Below are 23865 nucleotides of genomic sequence, written 5' to 3' on the forward strand. Positions count from 1 at the left end.
GACTAACCCACCCCGGCGCCACTGGCGGGCTCGGTGCACAGGCTCTGGGCGGCATACCGACACTGTCGCGGGGCGACACCGCGGTCAGCCGATCGAGTAGTCGGACCCGTCCGCGGGCGCACCCGCCCCCGTGGCCCCGCCCGCGCGGTTGGCGGCCCACGACCTGGCGTAGATGCCGTCGTCCACGGCGCGGCCACCCTCGCCGAGCTCGAGCGGCCGGAAGGTGTCGACCATGACGGCGAGCTCGTCGAAGTACTCGACCCCGATCGACGCCTCGCTCGCGCCGGGCTGCGGACCGTGGGCGTGCCCACCCGGGTGGACCGAGATCGACCCCTTGCCGATGCCGGACCCCTTGCGCGCCTCGTAGTCGCCGTCGACGTAGAACATGATCTCGTCGCTGTCGACGTTCGAGTGGTAGTAGGGCACCGGGATCGACAACGGGTGGTAGTCGACCTTGCGCGGCACGAAGTTGCAGATGACGAAGTTCCAGCCCTCGAAGACCTGGTGCACGGGCGGCGGCTGGTGCACCCGCCCCGTGATCGGCTCGAAGTCGCGGACGTTGAACGCGTAGGGGTACAGGCACCCGTCCCAGCCGACCACGTCGAGGGGGTGGAACGGCAGCGCGTGGACCGTGCCCACGATGCCGCCGGGGCCGTGGCCGCGGTGCTTGATGTGGACCTCGGTCTCGTCGCCCGCCCTGGCGCCGACGTCCTCGGCGAGCAGCGGGCCGTCCGGACCCCGCAGGTCGCGCTCGCAGTAGGGCGCGTGCTCGAGCAGCTGGCCGTACTTGGACAGGTAGCGCTTCGGCGGGGCGATGTGGCTGTTGGCCTCGATGCAGTAGGCACGCAGCGGGTTCCGGGCCGAGCGCTTCGGGAGCCAGCGGTGAGTGGTGGCCCTCGGGATGACCAGGTAGTCGCCCTCCGCCACGTCGAACGCCCCGAACACCGTCTCGACCCGCGCAGCGCCCCGCTCGACGTAGACGACCTCGTCGCCGATCCCGTTGCGGTACCAAGGACTCGGGGCCCCGGCAACGGCATACGAGATGCGGACGTCACCATTGCCGAGGACCAGTCGACGGCCGGTCACCACGTCGGTGTTCTTGACGTCCTTGGCCTCGAACAGGTCGTGCAGCTTGAGGTGGCGGGGGGTCAGTGGGTGGTTGGGCGTCGTCGACAGGTCGCCCACCGCCCACTCGCGGGCATCGGCGACCGTCGAGGGGATGTTGCGGTGGTAGAGCAGGGAGGAGTCCGAGGAGAAGCCCTCCTCCCCCATCAGCTCCTCGTAGTAGAGCTCACCCTGCTTGCCGCGGCCGGCCGGCCGACGGTGCTGCGTGTGCCTCTTGGGCGGGATGCTGCCCATCGCCTGGTAGTGCGCCACAGGTCCACCTCGGTGTGGTGTGTCGGTCTCACGGGTACTCGATCTGGCTCCCGACCACCCTAGTAGCCTCGCCGGCATGGCACCGACGTCGGCACCCCTTGCGGAGCGCCCCGCCGAGCCGGGTCTGTTCGCGGGCCTGGTGGACGACGCGGCCGTCTTCCCTCCGGGCAACGCTCCCCTGCCCGAGGCCGTGCGGCTGCACCGCGTCCACGCCAGCAGCGCGTATGCCGCGTGCGTGGGTCCGCTGCTCGTCCCCGCCTCCGCGGTCGCAGAGCTCCTGCCGCTGCTCACCGAGGAGCCCTTCGCGGTCGGCGTCATCGGTCGCCCCGGGACGCCGGCGCCCGAGGTGTGGGAGGCCGTGACGGCCTTGCAGGGCAACGGGATCCGCGTCGCCGGGGCCGAGCTCGGTTGGGTGCCCGGCTGGCGTGAGGCCTGGCCCGCCGACGTCCCCGTGTCGCTGGAGGTCCCCCGCGGGCCGGACCAGGCGGCGGCGCTCGACGACCTCGCCCGCGACGCGTCGGACTCCTCCGACGTCCGCGCCAAGTTCCGTACGGGAGCCACCCTTTCGTGGGCCTGGCCCGACGAGCGCGAGCTCGCGGGGCTCATCCGGGCCGCCATCGACCGCGACCTCGGGTTCAAGCTGACCGGAGGGCTGCACCACGCGGTCCGCTCGACCCGCCCTGACGACGCCCTCCAGCCAGAGCACCACGGACTGCTCAACGTCGTGACGGCCGTCCGCTGGGCCCTGAACGGCGAGGAGGTCGACGAGCTCGTCCCCCTCCTCGCCGAACGCGACCCGGCGCCCCTCGTCGCCCACGTCACCCGCATGAGCGCCGCCGACGCCGCCATCGTGCGCGCCTTCTTCACGGCATACGGCTGCTGCACCGTGACCGACCCGATCGACGAGCTCATCCAGCTCGGCCTCATCGAAGGAGCCTGAATGACCACCCCCACCACGTGGCTGGACGTCCCCCACGACCACCCGTTCGGCATCGCGAACCTGCCCTACGGGGTCTTCTCGACGGACGGGTCCAGCCCCAGGGTCGGCGTCCGCATCGGCGACTGGGTGCTGGACGCCAGTGCGGTCGCGCGCATCGGCCGGGACAGGTATGGCGTCGGCGACGGTCCGGACCTGACCCTGGCCTGGGAGCAGCCGAGCCTCAACGCCTTCCTCGAACTGGGCCGGCCGGCGTGGACCGTGGCCAGGGACTGGCTGACCGAGGTCCTGGGCGACGCCGTCCACGAGGACGGTGTGCGACCGCACCTGCTGCGGGTCGCTGACGTCACGATGCACCTGCCGATCGAGGTGGGCGACTACGTCGACTTCTATGCAAGCGAGCACCACGCCACCAACGTCGGCCGGATCTTCCGGCCCGACTCCGAGCCGCTCACCCCGAACTGGAAGCACCTGCCCATCGGCTACCACGGCCGGTGCGGCACGGTGGTCGTCTCAGGCACCGACGTCGTGCGTCCGAGCGGTCAGCGCAAGGCGCCCACCGATGCCACCCCGACCTTCGGGCCCAGCGTGAAGCTCGACATCGAGGCCGAGCTCGGCTTCGTGGTCGGCGGCTCGTCGCGGCTCTCCGAGCCGGTCCCCGTCGACCGGGCCGAGGAGCACCTCTTCGGGGTCGTGGTGCTCAACGACTGGAGCGCCCGCGACCTGCAGGCCTGGGAGTACGTCCCGCTCGGTCCGTTCCTGGGCAAGTCGTTCGCGACGTCGATCAGCCCGTGGGTCGTGACCCTCGACGCGCTGGCCTCGGCGCGCGTCGACCTGCCGGGCCAGGACCCGGAGCCGCTGCCCTACCTGCGCGGCAGCCGCCCAGCGCCCGGCTTCGACATCCACTGCGAGGTCGAGTGGAACGGCACGGTCGTGTCCCGCCCCGAGTACCGCGGGATCTACTGGTCGCCGGCCCAGATGCTGGCCCACATGACCGTCAACGGTGCGTCCGTGCGCAGCGGCGACCTGTTCGGCTCGGGCACGATCTCTGGCGCGGACCGCGACACCCGCGGAAGCTTCCTGGAGCTGTCGTGGAACGGCACCGAGCCGGTCACGGTCGGCGACGGCACGCGCACCTTCCTCGAGGACGGCGACACCGTCACCATCCGCGCCTGGGCACCCGGTCCGGGCGACACCCGGATCGGGCTCGGCGAGGTGACCGGCACCATCGCCCCTGCCCGCTAGCCCCTGCGCGGTTGCTTGCCGACCACGACGTTGGTCGCGGCGATCTTGTCGTGCAGGGCCTGCTTCTTGTCGTCCCAGGCCGGCCACAGCAGGTCGAGGAGGGACGCGATCGAGGCGATCGACCCCAGCACCGGGATGTTGGCCAAGAGGCTGAGCGCGGTCTGCAGGAACGACCGCTTGCAGGCGTCCCCGACGCTGAGGACGCCCGGGCGCTCGCGCAGCCGCACGCTGATCCCGAGCGCCATCTTGCCGGGCGTCGCGCCGGTGCGGGACAGGAAGAACACCTGGTAGCCGAAGCCGACGACGGCCGCGATGACCGCGAACGCAATGAGGTTGGGCATGTCGAACTGGGGCGTCAACCCCTCGAACGCGGCGGGGTCGTTCTGGTCCAGCGCGTCGCGGAACTGGTTGACCGTGGGCGCGATCGCCTTCCACAGGAAGTAGCCGCCGAGGAGGCTCACGAGCAACCCCGTGATGATCGAGTCGATGAGGTAGGCGCCGACCCGCTGCCAGTAGCCGGCGAGCAGCTGCCCGTCCGGTGTGGTCGGCCCGGCCGTCATGCCGGGGTAGGCCGGGGCGTTCCACTGGCCCGGCTGCGGGGCACCGGGGAACTGCGGGCTGGGAGGGGGCTGCTGCGTCGGCTGCTGCCACTGCGGCTGGCTCGGCTGGCTCGGCTGGGTCGACTGGCCCGGCTGGGTGGGCTGCCCGGCCGGCTGCTGGGTCTGCTGCCCCGGGTACTGCGGCGGGTGGCCCTGCCCGGGGTACTGCTGCTGGCCGGCCCCCGAGGCGGCCGCCGCCGGCCGGGTCGAACGCGGAGTCGTGTGGCTCGTCCAGATCACGCCGTCGAAGTACCGCAGCTGGCTCTGGTCGCTGGGGTCGTCGTACCAGCCGGCGTTCGTGGGCATGTCCATGTGCTCAGCCTCTCACGGTGGCGATGGCCGGCTGGACGCTTCGCGGACTGCCGGCTGTCCGTGTCGCCCCGTCACCCAACCCCTGCTAGCAGAAGGTACGGAAATGGGGACAGGGTGCACCCTGTCCCCATTTCACCAACATCTGCTAGCAGGGGTTAGGTGAGTCCGGCCAGCCGGGGGGGCAGGCGTCAGAGGTTGCCGCGGGCGTCCTGCTCGCGCTCGATCGCCTCGAACAGCGCCTTGAAGTTGCCCTTGCCGAACCCGAGCGAGCCGTGCCGCTCGATGATCTCGAAGAACACGGTGGGGCGGTCGCCGAGCGGCTTGGTGAAGATCTGCAGCAGGTAGCCGTCCTCGTCGCGGTCGACCAGGATCTTGCGCTTCTGGAGCTCCTCGATCGGCACCCGGACCTCGCCGATGCGGGCGCGCAGCTCGTCGTCCTCGTAGTAGGAGTCCGGGGTGTCGAGGAACTCGATGCCGTTGGCTCGCAGCTCGTCGACGGTGCGCAGGATGTCGCCGGTCGCGAGGGCGAGGTGCTGGGCSCCSGGMCCGTTGTAGAACTCGAGGTACTCGTCGATCTGSSWCTTSCGCTTGGCGATCGCCGGCTCGTTGAGSGGGAACTTSACCCGGTGGTTGCCGTTGGCGACGACCTTGGACATSAGSGCGGAGTAGTCGGTGGCGATGTCGTCACCGATGAACTCCGCCATGTTCACGAAGCCCATGACCTTGTTGTAGAAGGTGACCCACTCGTCCATCTTGCCGAGCTCGACGTTGCCGACGATGTGGTCGAGCGCCTGGAACAGCCGCTTCGGGGCGCCGTCACGCTTGACCCACGTCGACTCCCTGGCGACGTAGCCGGGCAGGTAGGGCCCGGTGTAGCGGGAGCGGTCGACGAGGGTGTGGACGGTCTCGCCGTACGTCGCGATCGACGCGATCCGCACGGTGCCGTGCTCGTCCGTGATGTCCTCGGCGTCGCGGACCACGCGGGCGCCGGCGGCCTTCGCCTGGGCGACGCACTTGTCGACGTCGGGCACCTCCAGGGAGATGTCGACGACGCCGTCACCGTGCTTGGCGTGGTGGGCGATGAGCGGGCTGTCGGGACTGACCGCGCCGTTGACGACGAACCGGATGGAGCCGGACTTCAGGACGAACGACTTGTGGTCGCGCTGGCCGTTCTCGGGACCGCTGTAGGCGACGAGGTCCATGCCCCACGCGGACTGGTAGTAGTGCGCGGTCTGGCTGGCGTTGCCCACGACGAAAACGATCGCGTCCCAGCCGGTGACGGGGAACGGGTCCTTCGTCTCGTCGTACTCGACGAGGCCGACGAGCTGCTTGAGCTGCTCGATGTCGAGGTTCGCCTCGCGCTCCTGCGGGGTCAGGTCCAAAGTCGTGTCGGTCATGGTTGCAAGGGTGCCCGTGGGCCAGAGAGTGTGCAACTGTATGCCGCTGCGCTGCACAGTCTGCGCAGAATGTTCGCCAAACGGCGGTTCGCGATGCACAATCTGACCATGGACCTTGATCCGTTGGACCGTCGCCTCCTCACGCTCTTCGCGGCCCAGCCGCAGATCGGGGTGCTCGGGGCCTCCCGCGAGCTGGGCGTGGCGCGCGGCACGGTCCAGGCCCGCCTCGACCGCCTGGCCTCGCACGGCGTCATCCGCTCGTGGGCTCCCCAGATCGAGCCCGCGGCGATGGGCTACCCCGTCTCGGCGTTCTGCACGCTGGAGATCCGCCAGGGCCGCGGGCACTCCCCCGTCGTCGAGCACCTGTCCCGCATCCCCGAGGTCCTCGAGGCGCACACCATCACCGGCTCGGGAGACCTGTTCATCCACGTGGTGGCCCGCGACAACGCCGACCTGCAGCGGGTCATCGACGCGGTGGTCGACGACGAGCACGTCATCCGCGCCAACACGGCGATCTCGCTCGCGACCCGCATCCCGCTGCGCACGCTGCCCCTCGTGCAGGCCGCGGCTCCCGTGACGGAGCCGGCGCCTCAGCTCGGCTGACGCCGCACGGACGACACGGCCGACTCGAAGACCTCGGGGTCGCACCAGAACGGGTCGCCCCGCTGCCCCATCGGCGCGTAGACCACGACCTCGTCGAAGCCGGCCGACTCTGCCCGTTCGACCGCGTACGCCAGGGCGTCGTCGGACTCGAGCGGGCGGTAGGCCCCGTAACCCATGAGGACGACCCGGCGGATCGACACGGGGTCACGCATGATCCGCTCACAGGCCCGGGTGACCTGGGTGGACTGGCCCTCGACCGCAGCCCACCAGCCGTCGCACTCGAGATCCGCCAGCGCTGGGCCGCCGTAGGTGACCCAGCCGTCACCCTGCTTGGCCACCAGGTCGAAGCCGCGCGGCCCCCCGGCTGCGAGCACGATCTTGGGATGCAGCTGCCCGGGGGCGTGCGCGGACGGCAGGACTCCGTGCACGGCGACGCTGCTGCCGCTCCAGGTCGTCGACCCCGTCCACAGCGCCCTGATGGCGGACACGGTCTCGGCATAGCGGTGCCAGAGGTCCTGGCCGGTGAGCTCTTCGCCCCGGTCGGCCAGGGCGTCCGCAGCCAGCCCGGAACCCAGCCCCAGGACGAACCGGCCGCCGCTGATGTCCTGCAGCGTCGCGGCGCAGCGGGCGATCACCGTGGGGCTGCGGACCGCCGCCGAGGCGACCAGGGTCCCGAGCACGAGGCGGTCCGTGACACCGGCCGCCGCTGCCAGGGTGGTCCAGCCATCGGCCCACCAGCGCCCGGCGACCGTGGAGTGCGTCAGGTGGTCGGCGACGTAGCCGGTGTCGAACCCCAACCGCTCGATCTCACGCCAGGTCGAGGCTGCGTCGAGCCATGGCTGCTGCTGCAGCACCAGGGCACCCAGCCGCATCGGACCTCCTGACCACGCGCTCGCTCCAGCGAATGCTTGCACCCACCGGGCGTGCGGCGTGGCGGAATGGTCAGAACGCGGTCAGCCCTCGAGACGGAAACCGAGCTTGACGGTCACCTGCCAGTGCGCGATGGCGCCGTCGGCGATCTGGCCGCGGACGCTCTGCACCTCGAACCAGTCGAGGTTGCGCAGGGTCCTGGCGGCCTGGGTGACCGCGTTCGAGACCGCGGACTCGATGCTGTCCGGGGAGGTGCCGACGACCTCCGAGATCGAGTAGACGTGGTTGGCCATGAGACTGCTCCGTCCTCGGCGGCACGCGTCGCCGTGCAGTGAACGCTAGTCCCCTGCCCGGCCCGCCGCCCGTCAGCGGCGACCGACGAACCAGCCGCGGATCTTGTCGATGCGGGCGGTCACCTGCTCGGAGGTTGCGGCATCGAGCGCCGGCCCGCCGCAGGCCCGGCGCAGGTCGGTGTGGACGACCCCGTGGGGGGTGCCCTGCTTGCGGGCGTAGGCAGCCACCAGCTTGTTGAGCTCCTGCCGCTGGGCGGCGAGGGCCCGGTGCGCCGACACGGCCTGCTGGACCTTGGCCGGTCGCCGCGTGCTCTGGGCGGTCTGCCGCTCGTGCAGCAGCGTCGCCACCTGGTCCGGCTCGAGCAGCCCCGGCAGCCCGAGGTACTCCTGCTCCTCGTCGGACCCGACGGTCGCGTTGAGGCCGAACTGCTTGGCGTCGAACAGGACGTGGTCGAACTCGGCGTCGGACTCCAGCGCCTCGAAGGCCAACGCGTCGATGTCGGGTGTGCGAGCGGTGCGGTTGGCCGCCGACACGAGCGCGTCCTCCTCGGCCCACATCGACGCCTCGTCGTCGGCCGAGGTCACGCGGTCGAGGGCGTGGTCGCGCTCGTCCTCGAGACGCGCGGCGTGCTCGAGGATGACCGGCACGGACGGCAGGAACACCGACGCCGTCTCACCACGGCGCCGCGCGCGCACGAAGCGGCCGACCGCCTGGGCGAAGAACAGCGGGGTCGAGGTGGAGGTCGCATAGACGCCCACGCACAGCCGGGGAACGTCGACACCCTCGGACACCATGCGCACCGCGACCATCCAGCGCGACTCGCTGGCGGAGTACTCCTCGATCCGCGCCGAGGAGCCGGCGTCGTCGGACAGCACCAGCGTCGGCTTGTCGCCCGTGATCGACTCGAGGATGCGCGCATACGCGCGGGCCGCCGTCTGGTTGGACGCGATCACGAGGCCGCCGGCATCGGGCACGCCCCGCCGCACCTCGGTCAGCCGCTTGTCAGCCGCAGCCAGGACCGACGGGATCCACTCCCCCTTGGGGTCGAGGGCCGTCCGCCACGCGTGCGCGGTCGCGTCCTTGGTGAGCGGCTCGCCCAGCCGTGCCGCGATCTCGTCGCCGGCCTTGGTGCGCCAGCGCATCGCGCCGCCGTAGGCGAGGAAGAGCACGGGCCGCACGACCCCGTCCCGCAACGCCTCGGCATACCCGTAGGTGTAGTCGGCCGAGGAGCGGCGGATGCCGTCGCGGTCCTCGGCGTAGGTGACGAACGGGATCGGTGAGGTGTCGGACCGAAAGGGCGTCCCCGTGAGGGCCAGCCGCCGGGTCGCGGGCTCGAAGGCCTCGCGGATCGCGTCGCCCCACGAGAGGTTGTCGCCCCCGTGGTGGATCTCGTCGAGGATCACCAAGGTGGGCGCGGACTCGGTACGGGTCCGGTGCAGCGCCGGACGGCTCGCGACCTGGGCGTAGGTCAGCGCGACCCCGTCGTACTCACTGGAGTGCCGGGCCGAGGAGTTGGAGAACTTCGGGTCGATGTGGATGCCGACCCGGGCGGCAGCCTCGGCCCACTGGGTCTTGAGGTGCTCGGTCGGGGCGACGATGGTCACCGCGGACACGGTGCCGCGACCCAGCAGCTCGGTGGCCAGCCGCAGCGCGTAGGTGGTCTTGCCGGCCCCCGGGGTGGCGACCGCCAGGAAGTCGCGCGGGGTCGCCCGCAGGTATGCCGTGAGCGCCGCCTGCTGCCAGGCGCGCAGCTTGTCGGCCGTGCCCCACGCCGCCCGCTCCGGGAACGCTGGCGAGAGGTGGGATGCGGCGGCGGTACTCATAGGCCCGCCACGATAACCGTTGCCCCGGAACGACATGCCGAGGCCCCGGCGTCTGCGCCGGGGCCTCGGTGGTGTGCTAGGGCGTGTCGCCCGGGGGCGTCAGCGACGGCCGTCAGTGGCCCTGTCGGTAGGTCACCCAGGCGTTCTGCATGCGAAGCTTCTGGCCGTCGGTGAAGCTGTCCATGCAGGCGTCGTCGGTGTAGTCCATGAAGTTCCTGATCGGGTCAGCGCCCGGCTTGCTGGCGCAGCTGTCGCGCCCGACCGGGCACCCGAACGCCGGCGAAGCCTCGGCGTTGGTGTCCCCGACGTAGTCGCCGTTGCCGTTACAGCCGCCCTGGAACGTGTGGTAGAGCCCGAACCAGTGGCCCGCCTCGTGGGTGGCCGTGTCACCCAGGTTGTACGGGGCCGCGTTCCCGCCCGGAAGGCTCTGGTCGAGGACGACGACGCCGTCCATGGGGTCGAGCGTGGACTTGGGGAAGGTCGCCCACCCGAGCAGCCCACCGGAGAGGTTGGCGGTGTAGATGTTGAGGTCGTCCATCGTGCCCTTGCGCAGGGCCGTCTTCATGGCCCGCTCGGCGCTGCTCCCCTGGGCGAGGTTGTACCAGCTGGCGTTGTTGGTCTTGTCCACGACGGGCGTGGCGAACGACAGGCCCGTGCCGGCGTACGCGCTGTTGAGCACGTTCATCTGCTCGTCCACGAGACCCGAGACGTCGCCGGTCGAGCCGTTGGTGATGATGTGGAAGTACACGTTGACGACCACCGGGGTGAAGGCCACCCCTCCGCCGGGCTTGCGGACCGAGCCGTCGGCGCCCTTGGTGTAGCCCTTGGCCGCCATCGCCTTCGCGAGGTTCGTCTCCATGGCCTTCGCCTGCGCGGCGGACAGCTCGTTGCCGTCCTTGCGGTTGCCACCGGCGGCGGAGCGGGCGGAGTTGACGGCGTCGGTGTGCGTCACGCACTCGGCAGCGGTGTCGAGCCCGGCCATCGGCTGGGCCGTGGCACTGGCCTGGCCCAGCCCCAGCGCGGCTGCACCGAGCAGCAGGGAGGAGAGCGCCATACGGGAACGAAGCTTCATGAGCGTCCTTTCGCAAGGTCGCCACCTCCGGGTCGGCAGGGTGGCTCGACCTTGCACGCTAGGCAGCGTCGGCCCCGGCACGGGAATGCGGCCGGACAGGTGCAGGTAAAGACTCGTTCAGGCTTTCGGATGAAGCCGGTCCAAACGGAGGCAAACGCAGGCGAGCGGAGGTCTAGTCCCCGCCGTCCTGCGGGGCTCGCAGGCCCTCGTAGATCTCCTTGCAGGTGGGGCAGACCGGGAACTTCTTGGGGTCGCGCCCGGGCACCCAGACCTTGCCGCACAGCGCCACCACGGGCTCCCCCGACAGGGCGCTCTCGAGGATCTTCTCCTTGCGGACGTAGTGCGAGAAGCGCTCGTGGTCGCCGGGCTCCTGCAGCTGCTCCTCGACCTGCTCGCGCTCGAGCACGGCGGTCGTGGTCTGCGGCTGCGGCGAGGGTGCCAGCGGGTCGTCCAGGGGGGTCTGGGGCTCGCTCATGGTGCCGAGTGTATGCCGCGTCGCCGGGCCACTCAGTTCATCTCGGGGTCGGCCGGGAACGTCGCCACGAAGGCGAGGTGGTCGCGCTGGCGGCGCAGCACGCGCTCCCACATCCGCGACGGGGCGTCGGTGAAGGCGTCGCGGGCCTCGGACTCCACGACGTACCAGCTGCCCTCCTCGATCTCGTCCTCGAGCTGTCCGGGCGACCACCCGGCATACCCGGCGTAGATCCGCAGCCCGGCGAGGTCTGGCATCACGAGGGCGGGCGGGGTGTCGAGGTCGACCAGGCCGATGCCGCCGAACAGCCGCTTGACCCCCATGGGCTCGACGTCCCCAGGCGCCGACACGAGGCCGAGCGCGCTGTCGAGGCCGACCGGACCGCCCTCGAACAGGACCGACGGCGAGGTCGCGTACGGCTGCCAGTCGGGGAGCACGACGTCGACCCGAGCCTCCATCGGCCGGTTGAGGACGACGCCCTGGGCTCCCTCGGCGTCGTGGTGCAGCAGGAGCACGACACTGCGGTGGAAGACGCCGTCCCCGATCTGGGGCGTCGCCACCAGGAGGTTGCCCGACAGGTCGCTGTCCACGGGTCCATTGTGCCCCGCTCGCGCCAGCGGCCCACTCGGGGCACCGAGGCTCTGGACGTTCGGCTGATGGGTGGGTGGGTCCGCACCGGCTCAGGGTCTGCCCGGCGACGGTCCCGCGCCGTCCGGGAGACGGCCGACGGACGTGCCAGAGCCCCGGCCGTCGGGCCGGGGCTCTGGGGTCGGCGGGAGCCGAGGGGGTCGGGCGCTGGCGCCGTCGATCGCGCGCTGGCGCCCTGGTGTCAGTCCCGAGCGGCGCGGGAGTAGCCGCCACGGTCGGAGCGCTCGCGCCCACCGCGGTAGCCACCCTCGCGGCCGTCACGGCCCTCACGGCTGAAGCCGCGACCCGCCGGACGAGAACCGCCGCGCGGACYGCCACCGTGGCCACCGCGGCCACCGGGGCGACCGCCCTGGCGACGCTTCTCGCCCTCGAGCACGCGACGGACCTGGTCCTCGGGCACCGGCACCCCACTGGGGGTCGTGGCGCCCGTGGCGGCGAGGAGCTCGTGGCCCGGGTGGACCTTGACGGCCGTCAGGTCGACGCCGGCTTCACGCGTGAGGCGCTCCATCGTGCGCTTCTGGTGCGGCAGGGCCAGGGTCACGACGGTGCCCTTGTCACCGGCGCGGGCCGTGCGGCCCGAGCGGTGCAGGTAGTCCTTGTGGTCGGCCGGCGGGTCGACCTGGAGCACGACGGACACGTCGTCGACGTGGATGCCGCGCGCGGCGACGTCGGTGGCGACGAGGACCGGCAGGCTGCCGTCACGGAAGGCACCAAGGACGCGGTTGCGTGCACCCTGGTTGAGCCCACCGTGCAGGGCCGCCGCGAAGACACCCTGCTCGCGCAGCTGGAGCGCGACGCGGTCGGCGCCCAGCTTGGTGCGCACGAACACGACGGTCCGGCCGGCGCGGTTGGCAACCTCGGCGGTGATGACCTTCTTGTGGATCGGGTCGACGAGCAGCACGTGGTGCTCCATCGTCGTGACGGAGGCCTTGCCGTCCTCGGTCTGGTGCGTCACCGGGTCGGTGAGGTAGCGCGCCACGAGCTGGTCGATGCCGTTGTCGAGGGTTGCGGAGAACAGCATGCGCTGACCGCCCTCGGGCATCTGGTCGAGGATCGCGGTGACCTCGGGCATGAAGCCCATGTCGGCCATGTGGTCGGCCTCGTCGAGGACGGCGATCTCGATGTCGCCGAGCTGCACGGCCTCACGCTCGATGAGGTCCTTGAGCCGGCCGGGGGTCGCGATCAGCAGGTCGACGCCGCGGTTGAGGGCGTTGATCTGCGTCGTGTAGGAGAGGCCACCGGCCACGAGCTTGTGGTGCAGGCCGAGGACGTGCACGAGCGGCTCGAGCGCGTCGGAGACCTGCATGGCGAGCTCGCGGGTCGGGACCAGGACCAGGGCGCGCGGACGACGCGGCTTGGACTTCGTGCCGGCGGCGAGGCGCGTCAGGGCCGGCAGGCCGAAGGCCAGGGTCTTGCCGGAGCCGGTTTGGCCACGGCCGAGGACGTCCTTGCCGGCGAGCGCGTCGGGGATCGTCGCAGCCTGGATCGGGAAGGGGGTGGTGATGCCGTCGCGAGCCAGTCGCTCGACGATGCGCTCGGGCAGGCCCAGGGCGGCGAAGCCGTTGTCGGCCTCGACCGTCACGGGACCATCGACGCTCTTGCGGGTCGACTTGACCCAGGTGTCGGCCTGCATGCGCGCGGTCTCGGGGTCCACCTGGTCCTCGAAGCGCGGCGCGCGGTCGGTGCGCTCGAAGCGACGCGGGCCCCCGCTGTTGCGGTCATCCCGGTCGAAGCGACGGGTGGGTCGCTCGGGGCGGTCGGCGCGGTCGAAGGTACGGGCCGGGCGGTCGCTGCGGTCGAAGGTGCGCGCGGGGCGGTCGCTGCGGTCGAACTCACGACGCGGGCCACGGTTGTCGTCACGGTCGAAGGTGCGCGCGGGACGGTCGCTGCGGTCGAACTCACGACGCGGGCCACGGTTGTCGTCACGGTCGAAGGTGCGCGCGGGACGGTCGCTGCGGTCGAAGCTGCGGGCCGGGCGGTCGCTGCGGTCGAACTCRCGRCGCGGGCCACGGTTGTCGGTGCGGTTGTCGTTGCTCATGGTGCGGTCCTCACGGTTGTACTGACGAGGACCACGGTTGTCGTCTCGGTCATGGCGGCGGGTGGGGCGGTCGCCCCGGTCGAACTCGCGTCGCTGGGGACGCTCGTCACGGCTGGTCTCGCGGCGCGGGCCACGGGTGTCGTCGCGGTCGAAGCGGCGGACGGGGCGGTCACCGTCGCGCGGCGGCCGCGCGGCATACGGCTTCTTGCCACCGGACTTGGCGGCACCGGCCACGGCCGACTGTCCACGGTGGGCCTTCTTGGGACCCTTCTTCGCGGCAGCCTTCTGGTCGGGGGTCCAACGAGCCTTTTTGGGCGCGCCGGACCGAAGGTTCTTGGGCACAGATGTTCAACTCACTTCAGGTGCTCGAGGTAGACACGTCTCGAGCCACCTGGCAAGGGGGCGAAGAAACGAGCCTCAGGCCTCTGGGGCCCGGTGGACCGGATCAACAGTTGTCATCCGGTGGGGCATCAGTCGGAGTTGGGAATGCGTCCGTGGCATCGTCGCCACCTGTTGGCGCTGCCACGCGCCGCCGAACTGAGCCCGTCCAGTCTAGCAGCGCCGTAGGGTCCTCCCGACCACCACGACCGTGACCCCGAGCACCACCCCGGACACGTCGGCGACCGCGTCCCACACGTCGCCCGACCGCCCGGGCAGCAGGACGTGCTGGACGACCTCGCTCACCGGAGCGTGCAGGGCCAGGGCGCCGACGACGTAGGCCGGCCGGAGCCCGGCCAGCAGCCCCACCACCGTGGGGACGAGGAACAGCAGGACGTGCACGGCCTTGTCGGTCCAGGTCACCGGCCCCTGGACGTCGACCCGGGGCCAGTAGACCGCGCAGAGCTGGACGAGCACGGCCAGCGCGAACGCGAGCCGCCCGAGGCGTCGGCCCCCCGGGCCCGCATCCGCCCCGGCACCCGCGTGCGCCTCGGTCGAGGTCTCAGCCAATGAACTCGGGCTCGTCGCTGGCCTTCGAGACGACGACGTGCTCGGGGGTCGTGCCGAGGACCGCGGCCTTGACCGCGGCGGCCACGACCTTGGAGACGTCGGGGTGGAACACGCTCGGGATGATGTAGGCGGCGTTGAGCTCGTCGGGGTGGACCACCTCGGCGAGCGCCTTGGCCGCAGCCACCATGACGTCCTCGTCGATCGAGGTCGACGCGGCGTCGAGCAGGCCGCGGAAGACACCGGGGAAGACCAGCACGTTGTTGATCTGGTTGGCGAAGTCGGAGCGACCGGTCGCGACGACCGCGGCGTGCTGGGCGGCGGCGACCGGGTCGACCTCGGGCTCGGGGTTGGCCATCGCGAACACGATGGAGTCCTTGGCCATGGTGGCGATGTCGTCGCCGGTGAGGATGCCTGGGGCCGAGACGCCGATGAACACGTCGGCCCCGACGAGGGCGTCCTTGAGCGTGCCGGTCAGGCCGCGGTGGTTGGTGTGCTCGGCGGACCAGGCGAGCGCGGGGTGCTCGCCGGAGACGATGTCGGCGCGGTCGCGGTGGAGGACGCCGAGGTGGTCGGCCACGACGACGTCCGTGGCGCCGGCCTTGAGCAGCAGCTTGAGGATCGCGGTGCCCGCCGCACCGGCCCCGGACATGACCACCCGGCTGTCGCGCAGCTCCTTGCCGACCACGCGCAGCGCGTTGCGCAGGGCGGCCAGCGTCACGATGGCGGTGCCGTGCTGGTCGTCGTGGAAGACCGGGATGTCGAGCTCTGCGCGAAGGCGCGCCTCGATCTCGAAGCAGCGCGGTGCCGAGATGTCCTCGAGGTTGATCCCGGCGAACACCGGCGAGATCGCCTTGACGGTGCGGATGATCTCCTCGGTGTCCTGGGTGTCGAGGCAGATCGGGAAGGCGTCGATGTCGGCGAAGCGCTTGAACAGCGCCGCCTTGCCCTCCATGACCGGCAGGGCGCCGAGGGGTCCGATGTTCCCGAGCCCGAGCACCGCAGACCCGTCGGTCACGACGGCGACGGTGTTGCGCTTGATCGTCAGGCGGCGGGCGTCCTCGGGGTTCTCGGCAATCGCCATGCAGACCCGCGCGACTCCGGGTGTGTAGATGAGCGACAGGTCGTCGCGGTTGCGGATCGGCACCTTGGACTCGATCCTCAGCTTGCCCCCGAGGTGCGCCAGGAAGGTGCGGTCGGAGACCTTGCCGATCTCGACGCCGTGGACGCCGCGCATCGCCTCCACGAGGTCGTCGGCGTGCGCGGTGTCACGGGCGGCAGCCGTGACGTCGACCCGCAGGCGGTCGGACCCGGACGCGGTGACGTCGAGCCCGGTGACGAGCCCCCCGCCGCTCTCGATCACCCCGGTGAGCTCCGACACGGCGGTCGCTCGTGCGGGCAGGGTCAGGCGGACCGTGATCGAGTTGGAGACGGAAGGGGCTGCAGTCATGCCGGGCATTCTCCCGATTACCGCGGGGTACGCCGAACCGCGGCCGTCTGGTGGTCGTCGGGACGGTCACTCACGGTGTCGCCACCGGCGCCTCGGCGGGTGCCCGGCCCAGCAGGAGGTAGCGCTCGTGCTCGACCTCGCGACCCCAGTAGGCCTGGTCGGTCAGCTGGACGAGGACCGGCTCGAGACCGAGGTCCCTCACGACGAGCGCGAGCTCGTCGGACGGGACGCCGGCCCGCCAGAGGGCGGCGGGCTTGCCCTCGGCCGCCTCGATGCCCCAGCGCCCCTCGATCAGGACGAGCCGGCCGCCGGGGCGCAGGAGCTGGGCCCAGCGCGCCAGCGCGGTGGCGGGGTCGGGCAGGGTCCACAGGATGTGCCGGGCGAAGACCACGTCGATGCTGGCGGGCTCGAACGGCGGCTCGCTGGCATCGGCCTGCTCGATCTGGACAGCCGCCCCGAAGGGGGCGGTCTTGGCCCGCGCCCGCGCGACCATCTCGCCGGAGAGGTCGATGCCGCGGACCTGGTGGCCGAGCTCGGCCGCCAGGACGCTCATGGTGCCCGTGCCGCAGGCCAGGTCGGCCACGACGGAGGGCTGCGTCGGCAGCCAGGTGCGCAGCAGGTCCTTCCAGGCGGCGCGGATGTCGGAGTCGAGCAGCCCGTGGTCGGGGTAGGTGTCGTAGTCGGCCGCGAAGTCGTCCCAGTAGGCACGGATCGCGTCGCGGTCGTTGCTGCGGAGGTCGTCGGTGCTCATCGCGTCCACCATAGGCTGGGCCCATGACGCACCTCGAGGTGACCGGCAGCGGCTCGGCCTCGGCCCCGCCGGACGTGGTCCGCATCCGGGCTGGTGTCCGCTGCGACGCCGACGACGTGGCGAGCGCCCTCGACGACGTGGCCGGCCGCTCCGCCGCGCTGTCGTCGGCCGCACGGGACCACGGGGTGGCCGCCGCCGACCTGCGGACGACCGGCACGGGCGTCCATCCGCGCCACGACCGCGAGGGGACCGCGGTCGTCGGCTACACGGCATACCAGAGCCTGTCGGTGACGGTCCGCGACCCGGGGCTCGTCGGGAGCCTCGTGGCGGCCTTCGCCGGAGCGGCCGGCAACGCGCTCACCATCGAGCACATCGGCCTCGAGCTGTCCGACCCGCAGCCGTTGCTGGCGCGGGCGCGCGAGGCCGCCTTCGCGGACGCCCGCCGCAAGGCCGAGCAGTATGCCGCGCTGGCCGGCCGCGAGCTCGGGAAGGTTGCACGGCTGTCCGACGTTGTGTCGGGTGGAGCCCAGCCACGGTTCGAGCTGATGGCGGGCAAAGCAGCCGACCTGGGGGTCGAGCTGGGCGAGAACTCGGTCACCGCGACGGTCGCGGTGCGATGGGAATGGAAGTGACATGGCGAGCACGACGCTGACGGCGGAGAACTTCGAGAAGACGATCCTCGAGGGCGGCACGGTCCTCGTGGACTTCTGGGCAGAGTGGTGCGGGCCGTGCAAGCGGTTCGAGCCGGTCTACGAGCAGGCGTCGGACGAGCACCCCGACATCGTCTTCGGCAAGGTCGACACCGAGGCCGAGCAGGCCCTCGCTGCCGCTGCCAACATCACCAGCATCCCCACGCTGATGGCGTTCCGCGACGGCATCCTCGTGTTCTCGCAGGCCGGGGCACTCCCGGCGCCGATGCTCAAGCAGGTCATCGGCCAGGTCGAGGCGCTCGACATGGATGCCGTCCGCGCCGACGTCGAGGCCCAGAAGGCCTCCACGTAGCCAGCACCCGGCGGGGGCGCGGCGCACCGGCCCCCGGCACTGCGCCACACTCGTCCCATGACGTCGTGGTCCATCCAGGCACTCGGGTGGGCAGGGTCCGCCCTGCTCATCTTCTCCCTCCTGCAGCAGCGGGTCCTTCGCTTCCGGCTGCTCAACCTCACGGCCAGCATCACGCTGGTGGTGTTCAACGCGCTGCTGCACGTGTGGCCCATGGTGGGCATGAACACCGTGACGGCCGGCATCAACATCTGGATGGTGACCAAGCTGCTGCGTGAACGCGGCGACGAGACGGTCTACGAGGTTGTGGGCGTGGGTCCCGACGAGGCGTACCTCCAGCACTTCCTCAAGGTGCAGGGCAAGGACATCCGCAAGTACTTCCCCCAGTTCGACGCGGGTGACCTGAGCGCCGGGCGCAGCGCCTACCTCATCGAGCGCGGCAACGAGACCGTCGGGGTGGTCGTCGTGCGGGATGCCGGCGACGGCGTCGCGCAGGTCGAGCTCGACTACGTGACGCCGCGGTTCCGCGACTTCTCCCCCGGCGAGTTCGTCTACCGCAGCTCGGGCCTGTTCCGCGGCAAGGGGATCCGGCGGATCGTCACGCCGCCCGGGATGGTCAACCCCTACTACCAGCGGCTGGGGTTCACCCAGGAGGGCGACCACTGGGTCGCCGACCTCCCCTGACCGGTGCTCACGCGGGTCTTTGATGGGTTGACCACGCCATGACGTGGTCAACCCATCAAAGACCTGGGTCTGGTTGGGGTCTGCGGCGCACGGTGAGGTAGAGCCGGTGGGCGGTCACCACGGCTGCCACCCAGGCCAGGCCCAGCGCCCACCCGGCAACCACGTCGGTGAGCCAGTGGTGGCCGAGGAACACCCGGCTGAGTCCCATCGTCACGACGAAGACCGCTCCGAGCAGCACGGTCGTCGCGCGTGCCCACGCGGGTTCGATCCGGCGGAGCAGCAGGTAGACGATGACGCCGGTCAGCACGGTCGCGTTGAGCGTGTGCCCGCTCGGAAAGCTGGGCGAGGTCTCGAAGGGTGGCACGGCGTCCGACGACGGCGGCCGCGAGCGACCGATGACCGCCTTGCCCGTGACGGTCATGGCCAGCGATCCGAGGGCGGCGATCACCATCAGCACCAACGGGGTCCGCGACCTCCACAGCACCACGAGCAGCAGCGTCACGAGGGTGGCGAGCACGGGCATGCCCACCGGCCCGCCGACGTCGGTGTACGTCGTGAGGGCATGGTCGAGCCCGGGCGAGCGCCAGGCGATGGCCTGGTCGAGCACGGGCCGGTCCAGGGCGGCGATGCCGTCGGACTCGGTCACCGCGTCGTAGACCTGCGCAGCGGCGGCCGTGAGCGCAACCGCCACCGCGCCGCCGACCAGGGCCGTCACGACGAGCACCAGGTGTGCGGCGCTCCACCGCGCCAACCCGGTCGCGTGTTCGACCACCCAGCCCGCGAGCCGGCGGCCCGCACGAGTTCGCCACTGGGTCAGGTCCCGGGACCCGATCCGCTCCTCGGCGGGGGTGTCGTCGCGCAGCATCGGGCCATCCTCGCAAAAGGTGCACGCCGGCATACGACCGTCTTGCCACCACGAAGGCCCGGTCGCGGACGACCGGGCCTCGTGGCTGAGACGTGTGTGCGAACACCGCGGTGGTGGAGGTGGCGGGAATTGAACCCGCGTCCATTGACGCCAAACCAGGACTTCTCCGGGTGCAGTGCGCTGTGGAGTTTCTCGGCCCCAGGGCTCGCGCGCACACGTTCCCTGACAGGCCCAGCCGAGTAAGAGTCCCACGCAGCCCCTCGACATGACTGCGCAGCAAGTTCTCTAGCTGACGCCAGACACTGAGACGAGAACTAGCTCAGGCTGACGGACTTTGGAGCTCGCTCAGGCGGCGAGGGCAAAGTCGGTGCGCTTGGAGTTGGCACCTATTGGTTTGCCGGGAGCGTTAACGAGATAACCCAGGCATCCTCGACCCGCTTCCCCTGAAATGCCGACCAATGTCGAAACCGATCACCCCCGTGCTCCTGCGAGTGCAGGGGTGTTCACACACACGCTGTTCAGTTGTGGTTGGAACTGTACCGTCCAACGCCGACCGGCCCCGAATCATTTCCGCGGCCGCGCGGGCCCCACGATGCGTCGGAGTCGACACGGCCGACGAACGGCGCTCCCCCGTCCCGCATCGCGGGCACCCCATCTCACCCTCCGGGATCTCACTAGGATCGACGGGACGCTGCCGTCCCGCGCCCCAGCCCCACCACCGGCTGATCCCCTGGAGGTCCCGTGTTCAGCAAAGTCCTCGTCGCCAACCGCGGTGAGATCGCCGTCCGAGCCTTCCGGGCAGCGACCGAGCTCGGCGCCAAGACCGTCGCGGTCTTCCCGTACGAAGACCGCAAGTCCGAGCACGTGCTCAAGGCCGACGAGGCGTACCAGATCGGCGACGAGGGCCACCCGGTCCGCGCCTACCTCGACCCCGAGGGCGTGGTCCGCACGGCGGTCGAGGCCGGGGCCGACGCGGTCTACCCGGGATACGGCTTCCTGTCGGAGAACCCCGACCTGGCCGAGGCCTGCGCCAAGGCCGGCATCACCTTCGTCGGGCCCCCCGCGTCGGTCCTCCACCTGACCGGCAACAAGGCCCGCGCCATCGCCGCCGCCAAGAAGGCCGGGCTGCCGACGCTCAACAGCGCCGAGCCCAGCACCGACGTCGACGAGCTCGTCAGGGGCGCCGAGGAGATCGGCTTCCCCGTGTTCGCCAAGGCCGTGGCCGGCGGTGGCGGACGCGGTATGCGGCGGGTCGAACGGCGCGAGGACCTGCGCGACGCCCTCGAGGCCTGCATGCGTGAGGCGGAGTCGGCGTTCGGCGACCCGACGGTGTTCCTCGAGGAGGCGGTGGTCAGCCCCCGGCACATCGAGGTCCAGATCCTCGCCGACGGAGCCGGCAACGTCGTCCACCTCTTCGAGCGCGACTGCTCGGTCCAGCGACGCCACCAGAAGGTCGTCGAGATCGCGCCCGCCCCGAACCTCGACCCGGAGCTGCGCGAGCGGATGTGTGCGCACGCCGTGGCCTTCGCGCGCGAGATCGGGTACGTCAACGCGGGCACCGTCGAGTTCCTGCTCGCGCCCGACGGGCGCTACGTGTTCATCGAGATGAACCCGCGCATCCAGGTCGAGCACACCGTCACCGAGGAGATCACCGACGTCGACCTGGTCGGCTCGCAGCTGCGCATCGCGAGCGGTGAGACGCTCGCCGACCTCGGCATCAGCCAGGAGACGCTGCAGATCCGTGGCGCGGCCCTCCAGTGCCGGATCACGACCGAGGACCCGGCCAACGAGTTCCGCCCCGACACCGGCCGGATCACGACCTACCGCTCCGCCGGTGGGGCCGGCGTGCGCCTCGACGGCGGCACCGTGTTCGTCGGCGCCGAGATCGGCGCGCACTTCGACTCGATGCTGGTCAAGCTCACCTGTCGCGGCCGCGACTTCCCGACGGCCGTGCGGCGGGCCAGGCGCGCGCTCGCGGAGTTCCGCATCCGCGGCGTCTCGACGAACATCCCGTTCCTCCAGGCGCTGCTGGAGGAACCCGACTTCCAGGCCGGGCGGCTGTCGACGGCCTTCATCGACGAGCGGCCCGGCATGCGGACCGCCCGGGTCCCCGCCGACCGCGGCACGAAGCTCCTGACCTACCTCGCCGACGTCACCGTCAACCAGCCGCACGGACCGGGTCGCAGCACCGTCTCGCCGCGCTCCAAGCTCCCCGCCCTCGACCTGTCCACTCCCCCGCCGCCGGGGGCCCGCGACCGGCTGCTGCGCCAGGGTCCGCAGGTCTTCGCCGACGAGCTCCGCGCCCAGGCCGCAGTGGGCGTCACCGAGACCACCTTCYGCGACGCCCACCAGTCCCTGCTCGCGACCCGGGTGCGCACCCGTGACCTCATGCACGTGGCGCCGTACGTCGCGCGGCTCACGCCGCAGCTCCTGTCCGTCGAGGCCTGGGGCGGTGCGACGTATGACGTGGCGCTCCGCTTCCTCTCCGAGGACCCGTGGGAGCGGCTGGCCCGCCTGCGCGAAGCGATGCCCAACCTGCCCCTCCAGATGCTGCTGCGCGGCCGCAACACGGTGGGCTACACGCCATACCCCACCGAGGTCACGGACACGTTCGTGCACGAGGCGGCCCGCACCGGCATCGACATCTTCCGGATCTTCGACGCCCTCAACGACGTCAGCCAGATGCGCCCGGCGATCGACGCGGTCCGCGACACCGGCACCGCGGTTGCCGAGGTCGCCCTCTGCTACACGGGCGACCTGACCAACCCGGGCGAGAAGCTCTACACCCTCGACTACTACCTGCGGCTCGCCGAGCAGATCGCCCAGGCCGGGGCGCACATCATCGCCATCAAGGACATGGCCGGCCTGTTGCGCGCGCCCGCAGCCCGCACCCTCGTCACGGCGCTGCGCGAGCGCTTCGACCAGCCCGTGCACCTGCACACGCACGACACGGCGGGTGGGCAGCTCGGCACCCTGCTCGCGGCCATCGACGCCGGGGTCGACGCCGTCGACGTCGCCAGCGCGGCCATGGCGGGCACCACGAGTCAGCCGCCGCTGTCGAGCCTCGTCGCCGCCACGGACGGGACGCCCCGGGCGACCGGGCTGGACCTCGCGGCCGTGGGCGACCTCGAGCCGTACTGGGAGGCCGTGCGCGCCCTCTACGCACCGTTCGAGTCGGGGCTGCCCTCACCGACCGGACGCGTCTACACGCACGAGATCCCGGGGGGCCAGCTGTCCAACCTGCGCCAGCAGGCGATCGCCCTCGGGCTCGGGGACCACTTCGAGGAGGTCGAGGACATGTACGCGGCCGCGAACCGCATCCTCGGCAACATCGTCAAGGTCACCCCCAGCAGCAAGGTCGTCGGCGACCTCGCCCTCGCCCTCGTCGGTGCCAAGGCCGACCCAGACGACTTCGAGGCCAACCCGACCCGGTACGACATCCCGGACTCGGTGATCGGCTTCCTGTCCGGCGAGCTGGGCGACCCACCCGGCGGCTGGCCCGAGCCCTTCCGCACCAAGGCCCTGCAGGGACGTGACGTCAAGCCCCGCGACACCGAGCTCTCCGCCGAGGACCGCGACGCGCTCGCGGCCGACCCCCGCCCGACGCTCAACCGGCTGCTGTTCCCCGGTCCCACCAAGGACTTCCTGCACTCCCGCGACGCGTTCTCCGACCTCGCCGTCCTGGGCACCCGCGAGTTCCTGCACGGCATTGAGGTCGGCTCGGAGCACGAGATCGACCTCGAGCCGGGCAAGCGCCTGCTCATCGGGCTCCAGTCGATCTCGGAGCCGGACGAGCGCGGACTGCGCACCGTCATGTTCACGATGGGCGGGCAGCTGCGGCCGGTCCAGGTGCGCGACGAGCGCGTCGCCGTCGACGTCAAGGCCGCCGAGAAGGCCGACCCGTCCGACAAGCGGCAGGTGGCCGCCCCCTTCGCGGGCGTCGTCAGCCTCGCGGTCGAGGAGGGTGCCAGCGTCGACGCCGGGGCCGTCGTGGCGACGATCGAGGCCATGAAGATGGAGGCCAACATCACCGCCGCCACCGCCGGGACCGTCTCGCGACTGGCCATCGGGTCGCAGCAGCAGGTGGAGGGTGGCGACCTGCTGCTCGTGCTCGCCTGAGCCCGACGAAAGGTCCTGACCTGCGCTTTTTCCCGATCGGAGTTACGGTCGAGGGGCAGGCAGGTCAAGAAGCGGCCCGACCCTGTGCGAAGTCAGATGCAGATTCCACCGCAATGAGGGAGACCCGACATGGGACTGACCGACAAGTTGGATAACGCCAAGGACGACGCCGCCGGTAAGGCCAAGGAAGCCACAGGCAAGGCCACCGACAACGAGCGCCTCGAGGCCGAGGGACGCGCCGACCAGACCGAAGCCGACCTGAAGCAGGCCGGCGAGAAGGTCAAGGACGCCTTCAAGGACTGAGCGCGGCACCCCCGCACGACGGCGGGCCGGTCACCTCTCGAGGTGACCGGCCCGCTCCGTTC

General features: G+C 71.3%; 22 protein-coding genes and 1 other RNA gene. 8 read left to right on the forward strand and 15 right to left on the reverse strand.

What is annotated here, in order from left to right; translation table 11 throughout:
* Window positions 1-84: 84 nt before the first annotated feature.
* Window positions 85-1377: a homogentisate 1,2-dioxygenase domain-containing protein gene (locus AC1DV7_RS03625; RefSeq protein ID WP_477594672.1), complete on the reverse strand. Its 1293-nt coding sequence runs from the start codon at window positions 1375-1377 to the stop codon at window positions 85-87.
* A 76-nt stretch (window positions 1378-1453) separates the two neighbouring features.
* On the opposite strand from AC1DV7_RS03625, the gene AC1DV7_RS03630 reads away from it, so the two are divergent.
* Entirely contained in the window at window positions 1454-2317 is an 864-nt protein-coding gene (locus AC1DV7_RS03630) for a hypothetical protein (RefSeq protein ID WP_477594674.1), read from the forward strand.
* Window positions 2318-3559, forward strand: a complete 1242-nt coding sequence (gene fahA / locus AC1DV7_RS03635; RefSeq protein ID WP_477594676.1) for a fumarylacetoacetase — start codon at window positions 2318-2320, stop codon at window positions 3557-3559. It abuts the gene before it with no gap.
* Here the strand turns inward: fahA and AC1DV7_RS03640 are convergent.
* Together AC1DV7_RS03640 and hppD are read right to left on the reverse strand one after the other, a co-directional pair.
* The gene (locus tag AC1DV7_RS03640) at window positions 3556-4470 is read right to left on the reverse strand and encodes an RDD family protein (protein ID WP_477594678.1); all 915 of its coding nucleotides are present in this window, start codon (window positions 4468-4470) and stop codon (window positions 3556-3558) included. The genes fahA and AC1DV7_RS03640 overlap by 4 nt on opposite strands.
* Window positions 4471-4658: 188 nt before the next feature.
* A complete protein-coding gene (gene hppD / locus AC1DV7_RS03645) occupies window positions 4659-5867 on the reverse strand; it encodes a 4-hydroxyphenylpyruvate dioxygenase (protein WP_477594680.1) in 1209 nt (402 codons plus the stop codon).
* A 108-nt stretch (window positions 5868-5975) separates the two neighbouring features.
* On the opposite strand from hppD, the gene AC1DV7_RS03650 reads away from it, so the two are divergent.
* Complete coding sequence (locus AC1DV7_RS03650) at window positions 5976-6470, forward strand: Lrp/AsnC family transcriptional regulator (RefSeq protein ID WP_477594682.1); 495 nt, start codon at window positions 5976-5978, stop codon at window positions 6468-6470.
* Here the strand turns inward: AC1DV7_RS03650 and AC1DV7_RS03655 are convergent.
* The 10 genes from AC1DV7_RS03655 to AC1DV7_RS03700 all read right to left on the reverse strand — a co-directional run bounded on the left by AC1DV7_RS03655 (window position 6458) and on the right by AC1DV7_RS03700 (window position 16833).
* A complete protein-coding gene (locus AC1DV7_RS03655; RefSeq protein WP_477594684.1) occupies window positions 6458-7342 on the reverse strand; it encodes an LLM class flavin-dependent oxidoreductase in 885 nt (294 codons plus the stop codon). The genes AC1DV7_RS03650 and AC1DV7_RS03655 overlap by 13 nt on opposite strands.
* An 81-nt stretch (window positions 7343-7423) precedes the next feature.
* Window positions 7424-7633: a dodecin gene (locus tag AC1DV7_RS03660; protein ID WP_477594686.1), complete on the reverse strand. Its 210-nt coding sequence runs from the start codon at window positions 7631-7633 to the stop codon at window positions 7424-7426.
* A 72-nt stretch (window positions 7634-7705) separates the two neighbouring features.
* On the reverse strand, window positions 7706-9457 hold the full coding sequence (locus tag AC1DV7_RS03665; protein ID WP_477594688.1) for a DEAD/DEAH box helicase: 1752 nt from the start codon (window positions 9455-9457) through the stop codon (window positions 7706-7708).
* A 112-nt stretch (window positions 9458-9569) separates the two neighbouring features.
* The gene (locus AC1DV7_RS03670; RefSeq protein ID WP_477594690.1) at window positions 9570-10529 is read right to left on the reverse strand and encodes a zinc metalloprotease; all 960 of its coding nucleotides are present in this window, start codon (window positions 10527-10529) and stop codon (window positions 9570-9572) included.
* A gap of 172 nt (window positions 10530-10701) precedes the next feature.
* The gene (locus tag AC1DV7_RS03675) at window positions 10702-11004 is read right to left on the reverse strand and encodes a DUF3039 domain-containing protein (RefSeq protein ID WP_477594691.1); all 303 of its coding nucleotides are present in this window, start codon (window positions 11002-11004) and stop codon (window positions 10702-10704) included.
* Window positions 11005-11036: 32 nt separating this feature from the next.
* Complete coding sequence (locus AC1DV7_RS03680; RefSeq protein WP_477594693.1) at window positions 11037-11591, reverse strand: YqgE/AlgH family protein; 555 nt, start codon at window positions 11589-11591, stop codon at window positions 11037-11039.
* Window positions 11592-11830: 239 nt separating this feature from the next.
* Entirely contained in the window at window positions 11831-14029 is a 2199-nt protein-coding gene (locus AC1DV7_RS03685; RefSeq protein ID WP_477594695.1) for a DEAD/DEAH box helicase, read from the reverse strand.
* A gap of 210 nt (window positions 14030-14239) precedes the next feature.
* Window positions 14240-14635, reverse strand: a complete 396-nt coding sequence (locus AC1DV7_RS03690; RefSeq protein ID WP_477594697.1) for a VanZ family protein — start codon at window positions 14633-14635, stop codon at window positions 14240-14242.
* Complete coding sequence (locus tag AC1DV7_RS03695; RefSeq protein WP_477594699.1) at window positions 14628-16082, reverse strand: NAD-dependent malic enzyme; 1455 nt, start codon at window positions 16080-16082, stop codon at window positions 14628-14630. Before AC1DV7_RS03695 ends, AC1DV7_RS03690 begins: the two co-directional genes overlap by 8 nt.
* 70 nt (window positions 16083-16152) lie before the next feature.
* Window positions 16153-16833, reverse strand: coding sequence for a class I SAM-dependent methyltransferase (locus AC1DV7_RS03700; protein ID WP_477594701.1), 681 nt, complete (start codon window positions 16831-16833; stop codon window positions 16153-16155).
* A gap of 23 nt (window positions 16834-16856) precedes the next feature.
* Here AC1DV7_RS03700 and AC1DV7_RS03705 point away from each other — a divergent pair, with 23 nt between their 5' ends.
* Genes AC1DV7_RS03705 through AC1DV7_RS03715 form a run of 3 tightly spaced genes read left to right on the forward strand, consistent with a single transcriptional unit; the run spans window position 16857 to window position 18516 of the window.
* A complete protein-coding gene (locus AC1DV7_RS03705) occupies window positions 16857-17465 on the forward strand; it encodes an SIMPL domain-containing protein (protein WP_477594703.1) in 609 nt (202 codons plus the stop codon).
* A gap of 1 nt (window position 17466) precedes the next feature.
* Complete coding sequence (trxA, locus tag AC1DV7_RS03710; RefSeq protein ID WP_477594705.1) at window positions 17467-17835, forward strand: thioredoxin; 369 nt, start codon at window positions 17467-17469, stop codon at window positions 17833-17835.
* 57 nt (window positions 17836-17892) lie between these two features.
* The gene (locus AC1DV7_RS03715) at window positions 17893-18516 is read left to right on the forward strand and encodes a hypothetical protein (RefSeq protein WP_477594707.1); all 624 of its coding nucleotides are present in this window, start codon (window positions 17893-17895) and stop codon (window positions 18514-18516) included.
* A gap of 55 nt (window positions 18517-18571) precedes the next feature.
* Here the strand turns inward: AC1DV7_RS03715 and AC1DV7_RS03720 are convergent, their stop codons facing one another.
* Complete coding sequence (locus AC1DV7_RS03720) at window positions 18572-19381, reverse strand: phosphatase PAP2 family protein (RefSeq protein WP_477594709.1); 810 nt, start codon at window positions 19379-19381, stop codon at window positions 18572-18574.
* Window positions 19382-19492: 111 nt separating this feature from the next.
* Window positions 19493-19860, reverse strand: a transfer-messenger RNA (tmRNA) gene (gene ssrA / locus AC1DV7_RS03725).
* A gap of 262 nt (window positions 19861-20122) precedes the next feature.
* On the opposite strand from ssrA, the gene AC1DV7_RS03730 reads away from it, so the two are divergent.
* Together AC1DV7_RS03730 and AC1DV7_RS03735 are read left to right on the forward strand one after the other, a co-directional pair.
* Window positions 20123-23500 carry a pyruvate carboxylase gene (locus tag AC1DV7_RS03730; RefSeq protein WP_477594711.1) on the forward strand — a complete coding sequence of 1126 codons (3378 nt, stop codon included), beginning with the start codon at window positions 20123-20125 and terminating at the stop codon, window positions 23498-23500.
* A gap of 129 nt (window positions 23501-23629) precedes the next feature.
* Complete coding sequence (locus AC1DV7_RS03735; RefSeq protein WP_477594713.1) at window positions 23630-23803, forward strand: CsbD family protein; 174 nt, start codon at window positions 23630-23632, stop codon at window positions 23801-23803.
* Window positions 23804-23865 lie beyond the last annotated feature (62 nt).

Source organism: Pedococcus sp. P2_E4, assembly GCF_056403935.1.

Bases quoted from the DNA above. Each gene is read 5' to 3' on its own strand.
- AC1DV7_RS03630 (WP_477594674.1), top strand. From the start codon at position 1,454: ATGGCACCGACGTCGGCACCCCTTGCGGAGCGCCCCGCCGAGCCGGGT.
- fahA (WP_477594676.1), top strand. From the start codon at position 2,318: ATGACCACCCCCACCACGTGGCTGGACGTCCCCCACGACCACCCGTTC.
- AC1DV7_RS03640 (WP_477594678.1), bottom strand. From the start codon at position 4,470: ATGGACATGCCCACGAACGCCGGCTGGTACGACGACCCCAGCGACCAG.
- AC1DV7_RS03650 (WP_477594682.1), top strand. From the start codon at position 5,976: ATGGACCTTGATCCGTTGGACCGTCGCCTCCTCACGCTCTTCGCGGCC.
- AC1DV7_RS03655 (WP_477594684.1), bottom strand. From the start codon at position 7,342: ATGCGGCTGGGTGCCCTGGTGCTGCAGCAGCAGCCATGGCTCGACGCA.
- AC1DV7_RS03660 (WP_477594686.1), bottom strand. From the start codon at position 7,633: ATGGCCAACCACGTCTACTCGATCTCGGAGGTCGTCGGCACCTCCCCG.
- AC1DV7_RS03665 (WP_477594688.1), bottom strand. From the start codon at position 9,457: ATGAGTACCGCCGCCGCATCCCACCTCTCGCCAGCGTTCCCGGAGCGG.
- AC1DV7_RS03670 (WP_477594690.1), bottom strand. From the start codon at position 10,529: ATGAAGCTTCGTTCCCGTATGGCGCTCTCCTCCCTGCTGCTCGGTGCA.
- AC1DV7_RS03675 (WP_477594691.1), bottom strand. From the start codon at position 11,004: ATGAGCGAGCCCCAGACCCCCCTGGACGACCCGCTGGCACCCTCGCCG.
- AC1DV7_RS03695 (WP_477594699.1), bottom strand. From the start codon at position 16,082: ATGACTGCAGCCCCTTCCGTCTCCAACTCGATCACGGTCCGCCTGACC.
- AC1DV7_RS03700 (WP_477594701.1), bottom strand. From the start codon at position 16,833: ATGAGCACCGACGACCTCCGCAGCAACGACCGCGACGCGATCCGTGCC.
- AC1DV7_RS03705 (WP_477594703.1), top strand. From the start codon at position 16,857: ATGACGCACCTCGAGGTGACCGGCAGCGGCTCGGCCTCGGCCCCGCCG.
- trxA (WP_477594705.1), top strand. From the start codon at position 17,467: ATGGCGAGCACGACGCTGACGGCGGAGAACTTCGAGAAGACGATCCTC.
- AC1DV7_RS03715 (WP_477594707.1), top strand. From the start codon at position 17,893: ATGACGTCGTGGTCCATCCAGGCACTCGGGTGGGCAGGGTCCGCCCTG.
- AC1DV7_RS03720 (WP_477594709.1), bottom strand. From the start codon at position 19,381: ATGCTGCGCGACGACACCCCCGCCGAGGAGCGGATCGGGTCCCGGGAC.
- AC1DV7_RS03735 (WP_477594713.1), top strand. From the start codon at position 23,630: ATGGGACTGACCGACAAGTTGGATAACGCCAAGGACGACGCCGCCGGT.